The sequence below is a fragment of the uncultured Bacteroides sp. genome (genome assembly GCF_947632445.1).
Lineage (GTDB): Bacteria > Bacteroidota > Bacteroidia > Bacteroidales > Bacteroidaceae > Bacteroides.
On the sequence record NZ_CANRPM010000128.1, the window covers coordinates 1 to 3019 of the forward strand.

General features: G+C 35.5%; 2 protein-coding genes. Both read right to left on the reverse strand.

What is annotated here, in order from left to right; translation table 11 throughout:
* Positions 1 to 284 precede the first annotated feature (284 nt).
* Positions 285 to 1313: a glycosyltransferase family 2 protein gene (locus tag Q0Z70_RS13360; protein WP_298075280.1), complete on the reverse strand. Its 1029-nt coding sequence runs from the start codon at positions 1311 to 1313 to the stop codon at positions 285 to 287.
* A gap of 181 nt (positions 1314 to 1494) precedes the next feature.
* Positions 1495 to 2520, reverse strand: a complete 1026-nt coding sequence (locus tag Q0Z70_RS13365) for an EpsG family protein (RefSeq protein ID WP_298075281.1) — start codon at positions 2518 to 2520, stop codon at positions 1495 to 1497.
* Between the last annotated feature and the right edge of the window lie 499 nt (positions 2521 to 3019).

Consider the following 3019-nt stretch of genomic DNA (forward strand, 5'->3'; position numbering starts at 1 on the left):
TATCAATGACGGGCAGCCTACATGGCTTTGATTTTATTTCGAGCTCACGTTGTTTTAAGTGACAGGATATAAAATGGGGAAAAGACAATACATGCGGCTCCTTACCAGCAGATGCTTGTACAGCTCCTTTTTTATTAAAATCCTGAAATTTTAATTCAACCAGCGCGTTAATGCAATGTTCATATTCTGATGCTTTATGCTTGAAATTTGAAAAGTCATGGATTTGCGGCGCTTAATAGTCGTTGTATCTCGACCATCCTTCTCCCCTCAACTGGTAATGTTTTTCATGACTGTGTAATAATTATTCTTTTGAGCGCAATAACACACATCTTTTTTATGCGTTGCTTGAATTTTGATGATCCATATGTGCTTAACGACTGCTGCAACGATTTCACGACAATCGACGATTGGCTAAATCGCCGGATATCCGATTTGAAAAACTGTTTAAGATGTTTGTGATGCAAGCTCGACAAAAATGCTATCCATAGATATTGAGCAATCATATTTGTATGACGAATAGCAATTTCACCCTTATACTCATTTGCCTTGTTAAGGACTGTATGAATATATTCTATATAGCAAATTATTTTATTTGCTTCATGATACGACAAGGTCGCCCCGGTATTGTTAATACCCAAATTGTGATAATAAAGCGGTTCATTAACGACACCGGCACGCTGCCCCCATAAGGCATATTCTATCACAAAAGCGCAATCCTCAGACGTACAACATTTTGTATCCACAAACTTTATTTTATGCTTTCGGATGATTTCCGTTCTAAATAATCGTCGCCAAACAGCCCCACTTGCAGACAATATACCATGCTTATCGTTTTCCGAAAGAACTCCTACTGTCGATGCGAATATCGCATGCATCAATTCTTCGGGCGGTAATTGTGGATCGTTTCCTCCATTATAAACGATCTCATGACAGACTGATATATAAGGGCTGCAGACCAAATCGAGATTCTCCTCTTCGGCTTTGCGATACAAGACTTCATACATTCGCGGGTCGGAGTAATCGTCATGGTCGCTGAATCCGATGTATTTCCCACGAGCGACCTTCAACCCTTCGTTGCGGGAGTTGCCGATATGCAGATTCTCCTTGTTGCGTACAATTTTTATTCGCGGATCGTTGGCAGCAAATTCTTCGACGACCTTGTCGCTTCCATCTGTCGGGCAATCCAATACGGCGATGATTTCTATATTGCGCAGCGTCTGATTAACCAAAGAGTCCAAACATTTATACAGATATTTGCCCGCATTATGTATAGGAACAATAACTGACACGAGCGGTTCTACACAATCTTTCATGCCGCCGAGGAATTAAGATTAAACGGAACGCTCTGCATCAATATTGAGTCCAACTGTTCCCGCAAGTAACGCGTTCCGTTATATGTTGCCAGAGCTATGGATATTTTTTTCATGAAGTTTTATTTTTCTTCTATCAAAATCATACACGACTTTGAACAATAAGACAAAAACTACTACTGTATCAAGATATAATATTCCAAATATTTAAAATATAATACATATACGCTCCACCTATAAGCCCCACTGCCATAATTCCGCCTATGCGAGGTCTTATTATATACATAAGCATAGGGATCATAATTATCAACACTATTTCAAATAAATCCCCACCTCTTGAACTCAATTCCGGTATCGTTTGGCTAAAAGTAATTTTAAAAATGATGGCGGTTAAATATATTTTTACAATAATAAAAAAATAGCGATTATATTTATAAATTCTATCAGATAAATAAATGTACACACACCCGAATATATAATTTAATATTAACATTGTACTAAATAGATCATATGTATCACCCCGTGAAGCAAAAAGATTAAGCCTATCTCCTCTAAAAAAATATACTGAATATAAAATGGAAAGATTCTGAATTATTGGGGAAATAAAAGATACCCCCAAAATGGATATCCCCCAAAATATCGTCCATTTTTTTTTGTTAAAAGAATCACCATTGAAAAAATACATCGGTAAATATACAGCAGCCGATACATGAAAAAATATTGCAAGACTTATGATTATCAAAAATCTAACAGGTTTTTTCTTATATATTGCAGGGATAGAAAAAATTCCCAAAGCAGATGCAACTCCTGCTCTAATTTGGGTCAATTCATGTAGAGAGTAATAATAAGCTATATACATTGCTAATGAAGCAAAGATAAAAGGCGTAATCTTGCATATTCCAATAGCTTTTATCCCTACTCCTAATATTGCATAAATAACAAATAAAATAATATAATTATCCGCTTGTATACATTTGGCAATGCTTGCTATAATGGAAAAAGAATATTCTACCGTAGAATTGCTATAATAATAGCTATTAACGTAATTCTCATAATCTCTATATAAACGGCCATCCCTGAATCCAGCGGCCAATATCAATATCAGGACGATTGTTACATAGAAAAATAGTGATTCTTTCTTTTTTAATTGGGGATTTATTAGTTCCAGCCCTAAAAGAAAAAAGAAAATTATAACAATAAAATTCGACATTGTTTGCAGATTATATAGCCGACCAATACTTTCCTTTCGCTAAAGTAATTAACGTCAGATTAATGGTTAATTTATAGTTTAATCGTCAGTCTCTTTTAAAATATAAATCAAATTATTACATCAACCTTGACAAATCATTTCACCGATATAGTCTCCCAATTTTTCGATTACAGCATCAAATTTTTTATTGCCAACGTATGCACCATCACGTACAATATCTGTATGTACCTGTGAGCATTATCCGTAATCAAAACCTTATCCCTCATTTTCACGCTTTTTCAACTTTGATTGAATTGATGGCGGTAATATGATTGTCAGAACCGATTGAACTATTAAGGCCATTTATATGTGTATCCCTAAAAAAGGATTATATATGCCCTTTTGTCAGTTTCGAGATGATCTCACGGACATCGCTGTTTCTTCCGATTGTCAACATAAATATCACATTCGGGACGACAGCACAAATCAAGATTCTGATAGTGAACTTGGCAATGCTGTA